This window comes from Candidatus Omnitrophota bacterium (assembly GCA_028715965.1).
In the GTDB taxonomy this organism is placed as follows: domain Bacteria; phylum Omnitrophota; class Gorgyraeia; order Tantalellales; family Tantalellaceae; genus JAQUQS01.
In genome coordinates, this window is sequence record JAQUQS010000048.1 from 1 (window position 1) to 4,958 (window position 4,958).

The window sequence follows — 4,958 nt, forward strand, 5'->3', positions numbered from 1 at the left end:
GAACGCCGGGATATCTTCCATTACCATCATGATCTTCATCTCGTCTCCTCCGTCGGCGGCCACCAGACGCCGCGTTTCTCCGTCCATCCTCCGGCATCCAGTGCCTCCAGCATCTCCAGCTCGTCGTAGTCGGGATGTTCGCCCGTCCGGATCGGCTTGCCCTTGCGAGCGTAGGTGGCGAGAAGTTGAGTTAGGGAGTTAGGCTCATTTTGGGCCGGTAAATCGTCGGTAAGGCGGTTCCCGCTAGCGGAGTTAGGTAGGTTAGCCTTTTCCGGAGAATGAGTAATAGAGAGAATCTTACCATCTCCTAGTAAGGGTTTCTTAGTCATTATATACTTACTATACTTACTATTACCTATACTACTACTCCCCTTACCGATTTTTGAGTTAGCTTTCTCCCTAACCGGCTCCTTACTCAGCCTAACCACATCATCGAATCCCGCCAGCCGGTCAAAACACCCAAGCCGATATACCTGAATGCTTTCGGTCTGATCTTCAGTGATCCGGTTTGTGACATTCACCAGATCGAAGCCAGGAAGCTTCTGCATCAGGCCCCCGTCGCCCTTCGTTCCCCGCGCGATCTGGGAGATACGCGCCGGGGAAACGCCGAGCTTTTCGGAGAGTTCTTTTCGGGTCAATCCCAGGGGATAGGCGATCAGCATCTCCGCGAACTGGCGTTCCTTTTTCGTGAGCCGATTGATCATCTCCTCCACATCGACGCCCTCTGAAAATAGTTCCCTGGCGCATTTAAAATCCCCCTCCGTCGCCAAATAGAACCCCTCCTCGTCTTGATCCCGTTGAAAGCAATGCAACGCCGTCACGCCCGCTAACAGGTCCATAAATATCGACGGATTGCGGCGGTTCGTGTTATCAAGCCATTCGATCCGGTCGGCGAAGGGTATTCGCACCTTGATCTCTTCCAGCTCTCTCAACTGGCGAAATATTTCACGGCACAAGATCACCGTGTCATCGACGTATAGCTCCTCCAAGCCCTCACCATAAGACGATATCGTAAACCCGTTCACCTTCGCGGTCAGATCTTGCGAGTCGTCGGTATTCAGGGGTATTTGGCGGTTGAGCACCTGGATATCCTGAGATGCGTCCACCGACGTCACGCACCATGTCATCTCCGACCCTATTTTGAGGGTGGCCGCCTCTTGCTTTTTTACCGTCCGGTGGATATACGGTTTATGAAAATTAGACGACGTTTGTTTTATGATCGTGTCCAAATCCTCATTAGGCACGTAGTCATCCAACAGAATGAAGAGGCGGTTTCCCAGGGCATGATACGCAAGGGCTTTTGGGGTGAGCCCGCCGGAGATGTAGGCGTCTTCGGGGAGATGGTGGAGAAAGACTTTAACGCACCAGGTTTTTCCGGAACCACTCTCACCTGAGAGTTTGGGGTGAAGGCCCCGCGACGACGGAACCATCTGGACCATCAGACAGCAGACAAGCTTTTTGATGGCGTCCTTCGCCCCCAAAACGAACCGCTCGCAACTATCGAGAACCAGATCAAGGGGCTTTCCTTCCCGAAGGATCAAAGACGCCAGTTCCTTTACATCTTCGGGCGGCGGCGTGGGCAGTTCTTCATCAGATTCTTTTATGGCATCTCTCGCCCCGCCGGGGGCATATTCTAAAACGCTTTCAACTATCCTCAAAACTTCATGTTCGGGTAGCGGGGGATTGCATTGAGTAGAATTCAAAGCCAACAGCGCGGCCTCGATGGCGGCCCGGCCCTGTCCTCTTGCCCTAGCCGACGCGCCTTGTTTAAAAAGCACCTGGTTTCTTTCACCCTCCTTGATTTTAATTACTTCATCCGAGAATAAAGATCGCTTCGATCCGTTTGATCCTGTCTTGAGGTATTCGATCAGCCATTCGGGGAACGGTATGAGGTCGATCTCGTCGGGGCCGTGCTCGGGCGCCCATGCGTAAGTGATCCCAGTCTCCCGGTGGAGAGACGGGGGCGCGACGATGTATCCACCGTCGGTCTTGATGTCGATGTCCTCTGCGGCTCTAACCAAGTTTCGGAGCTTTCCCGCCGGCTGAAAGCATAGATGCTTTCCCTTCGCGGTGAGGTTGATAACCGTTGAATTAAGGGCGGCCTTTCCCTCATCGAATAGCCCCCGCTCGTTAAGCCATGATATCAGAGCCGCCTCTCCCTTCTGGCTATCGATGTCCACCACGTCAAAAGACTTCGCGCCACATGCTATCCCCACGTTGGCATCGGGCCAACGTTCCCACCATTCGGTTATGATGTCCGGGTCGGTGGTGGCGTCATCGACCCCGTGGGTGGTGATCGGCTTTTTCCCATCGGAGCCCCACAGAGGAAAGACCGGCCAGCCCCTTGATGCGTATTTGAGGGCGGCGTTGAGACAGTCGGGCATTGAATCCTCCTATACCGCTTCGCCGTGCTCAAATCTAGCAGATCGGGATTTTTCGATGGCCCTCCTCACTCCACTATCAGGCCATTCCCCCTCAAAATTCCAGCAGGGAATGTAACCGGAATTTGAATAAAATCTATGTTCGTCTGTGGGGTAATTATGGTACATCGAAATAAGATAATCATATTCCTCCATCCAGTCCTCCATCGGTGGTTCCCACGCCAAATACGTTTTGAAGTCTGGTGGCCCAACCAACCTTAAGACCGGGCGGCCCGTCGCCTCGGCTAATGCCCTCGCCTTCGTGTTCTCGGCGTCGTTGAAATCGTTTGCCTTCACCTCCGCCCACATTCTCACCTGTGGTAGCCAGAAGTCCGGAAGATAATATCCCGCCTCGCCGAGATCGAATCCTTCCATTTCATATTCCCATTTTAATCCAAGCTCATCGAAATAGACGGCCCACCTCGCCTCCAAACGGCTGCGAAATCGATATCCTCTGTACCGGGTCTCGATCGCCTTTATCTCCATCTTCACGCGCCCCCGTCCCTCATCGCTTCGGCGAGATCCAGCACCCTTTCAAGACAGTCGCCGATGGTATCGCTTGCATCTCCGAACTTTGCCAGCCGGTCCTTATCCGCCTTTCGGACTCGGATCATAGTTGTCTCCATGCTAGATAGCAATGCGCGTATTGCTTATAAAGATAACGGCACAAAAGCCGCTACTTATTTATACTAATACAACATTAATCATAATATGCAGAGAATAAACGTCACCGTGAGCGATGACGCGAAAGAAAAGCTGCTGGCGTTCCAGCGGAAGCGCGCCATCAAGCGACAGGACGACGCGATGACCGCGATCCTAGAGGAGCTGGAGCTGTGATAGTAGACCCGGAATTTAAGAAGCTCATTCCCCCACTCGTCCCGGACGAGAAGGATAGGCTGAGGGCGAACCTCAAGCGCGACGGCTGCCGGGACGCCCTGGTAGTCTGGGAGGAAGAGGGCATCCTTCTCGATGGTCATAATCGCCTGGAGATCTGCGAGGAGGAAGGGATCGAGTACCGAACCACCACCATAAGCCTGCCCGATAGGACGGCGGCGGAGATATGGATACTGGAGAACCAGGTTGGCAGGAGGAACCTGAACCTTTCCCAAAGAGCGTTTTTGGCGCTGGAACTGGAGAATCGATACGACAAATACGTAGAAGATGCGAAGAAACGGCAGCTGATGGGGCTAGTGCAATATTCGGATGTACAAAACAATACGTCCGTTGTACGCGAGTCGCGCACAACGGAAGACGTGGGCAAGAAATCCAGAGATCAAGCTGCTGATAAATTCGGTGTTTCGCGTGCCGCCGTTGCCAGGGCTATAACGGTCAAAAATCGTGGCATTCCAGAACTCGCCGATGCCATAAAATCCGGTGATGTGACCGTGGTTGCGGGTGAAATGATATCCAGCCTGAAGCCGGATGTTCAAAGGGAAGTCGTTAGCAAAGGACCGGTTATCGCAAAACAAGCATCGACTGTGATACATGACCTCCGTCCCGCTGAAAAGGTCACCCCTGGCATCACGGAAAAGGCCGTAACCAAGATCATTACTGGGGAGGCGACGACCCCAAAAGAGGCGGTCGAAAAAGCCGCCAGCGCCGAAGAACTGAAGAAGCTGCGAGAGTTCAACGAATGGGCCGTCCCGAAAGCACGCGAAGCTGGGAGGAAGGTATCGGCTATCTTAGACGGAAAATGTGAGATGCCGAACGTAAGGGAGTGGTGGTGTGAAAGTTGTAGGTGGGGATTCGATACCTACGTCCCCGAACCAAGAGAAGTATCTTGCCCCTATTGTGGAGGAAAGAACTTGAGTAAGAGGGATAAGCTATGGCTACCAGAAAGCGAAAAGAGAGAGTTTTAGTCGATCGGATGTGCGAACCCGATCTGATCTTTCACTCAGAGTTGAGGCGACATAAAGATTCACGATGTGGTATATATCGAGACGTAAAGAAAATGACTGCCGCTGTGCAGTACATGAAAGATCTTAAGGGGCTGTATCCCGACATGGGGACTGAGATATGGTCGATTGCCCCCACGTCTTGGTATCTAATCTATTCGATGAAGGACGATGCTAACCGGGAAAAAGTGTTACAGATCGTCTTGGAATATCTACGGACGGGGAATATCCCTATTCCGTTATATGATCGGGACGAAAGGTATACGTTGCTATTCGATGACATAAAAGAGATAGTCCGCCATGTGAAGGGTAAGCCGACGACAGGATCTTATGACCGCCATGTCCGGATATATCCAAAAGATGCGGCTCTTCTCAAGCAGATCGTGAAGATCGCCATCGCCGAAACGCGCCGGGCCGGTAACAACGCTGACATCGACCGGATCATCGCCCTCCAAAACAAGATCTTGGGGCCGAAGGGGAAGTAATCCCCGCCCCCTCTTTTTTGAATCGTGCTCCGAAATGTGACCGCCTGATTCGCGCCACAATTATCGCGCCACATTTATCGCGCCATGACGCAAAAGATCGCGCCGGAAGTCGATGATCTCCTGGAGGCGAGATACCAGGGCGTCGTCTGCGGTGGTCA

At 52.9% G+C, this 4,958-nt stretch carries 6 protein-coding genes; 3 read left to right on the forward strand and 3 right to left on the reverse strand.

What is annotated here, in order from left to right:
- Positions 1-35: 35 nt before the first annotated feature.
- Genes PHH49_08565 through PHH49_08575 form a run of 3 tightly spaced genes read right to left on the reverse strand, consistent with a single transcriptional unit; the run spans position 36 to position 3,034 of the window.
- Positions 36-2,384: a bifunctional DNA primase/polymerase gene (locus tag PHH49_08565; GenBank protein MDD5488991.1), complete on the reverse strand. Its 2,349-nt coding sequence runs from the start codon at positions 2,382-2,384 to the stop codon at positions 36-38.
- 9 nt (positions 2,385-2,393) lie between these two features.
- On the reverse strand, positions 2,394-2,906 hold the full coding sequence (locus PHH49_08570) for a hypothetical protein (GenBank protein MDD5488992.1): 513 nt from the start codon (positions 2,904-2,906) through the stop codon (positions 2,394-2,396).
- 2 nt (positions 2,907-2,908) lie between these two features.
- Positions 2,909-3,034, reverse strand: a complete 126-nt coding sequence (locus PHH49_08575; GenBank protein MDD5488993.1) for a hypothetical protein — start codon at positions 3,032-3,034, stop codon at positions 2,909-2,911.
- 97 nt (positions 3,035-3,131) lie between these two features.
- Here PHH49_08575 and PHH49_08580 point away from each other — a divergent pair, with 97 nt between their 5' ends.
- From PHH49_08580 to PHH49_08590, 3 genes are all read left to right on the forward strand, one after another.
- On the forward strand, positions 3,132-3,257 hold the full coding sequence (locus PHH49_08580) for a hypothetical protein (protein MDD5488994.1): 126 nt from the start codon (positions 3,132-3,134) through the stop codon (positions 3,255-3,257).
- Complete coding sequence (locus tag PHH49_08585; protein ID MDD5488995.1) at positions 3,254-4,279, forward strand: hypothetical protein; 1,026 nt, start codon at positions 3,254-3,256, stop codon at positions 4,277-4,279. The genes PHH49_08580 and PHH49_08585 overlap by 4 nt, the downstream gene beginning before the upstream one ends.
- 113 nt (positions 4,280-4,392) lie before the next feature.
- Positions 4,393-4,800, forward strand: coding sequence for a hypothetical protein (locus tag PHH49_08590; GenBank protein ID MDD5488996.1), 408 nt, complete (start codon positions 4,393-4,395; stop codon positions 4,798-4,800).
- Positions 4,801-4,958 lie beyond the last annotated feature (158 nt).

Bases quoted from the DNA above. Each gene is read 5' to 3' on its own strand.
- PHH49_08570 (MDD5488992.1), bottom strand. From the start codon at position 2,906: ATGGAGATAAAGGCGATCGAGACCCGGTACAGAGGATATCGATTTCGC.
- PHH49_08565 (MDD5488991.1), bottom strand. From the start codon at position 2,384: ATGCCCGACTGTCTCAACGCCGCCCTCAAATACGCATCAAGGGGCTGG.
- PHH49_08590 (MDD5488996.1), top strand. From the start codon at position 4,393: ATGAAAGATCTTAAGGGGCTGTATCCCGACATGGGGACTGAGATATGG.
- PHH49_08575 (MDD5488993.1), bottom strand. From the start codon at position 3,034: ATGATCCGAGTCCGAAAGGCGGATAAGGACCGGCTGGCAAAGTTCGGA.
- PHH49_08580 (MDD5488994.1), top strand. From the start codon at position 3,132: ATGCAGAGAATAAACGTCACCGTGAGCGATGACGCGAAAGAAAAGCTG.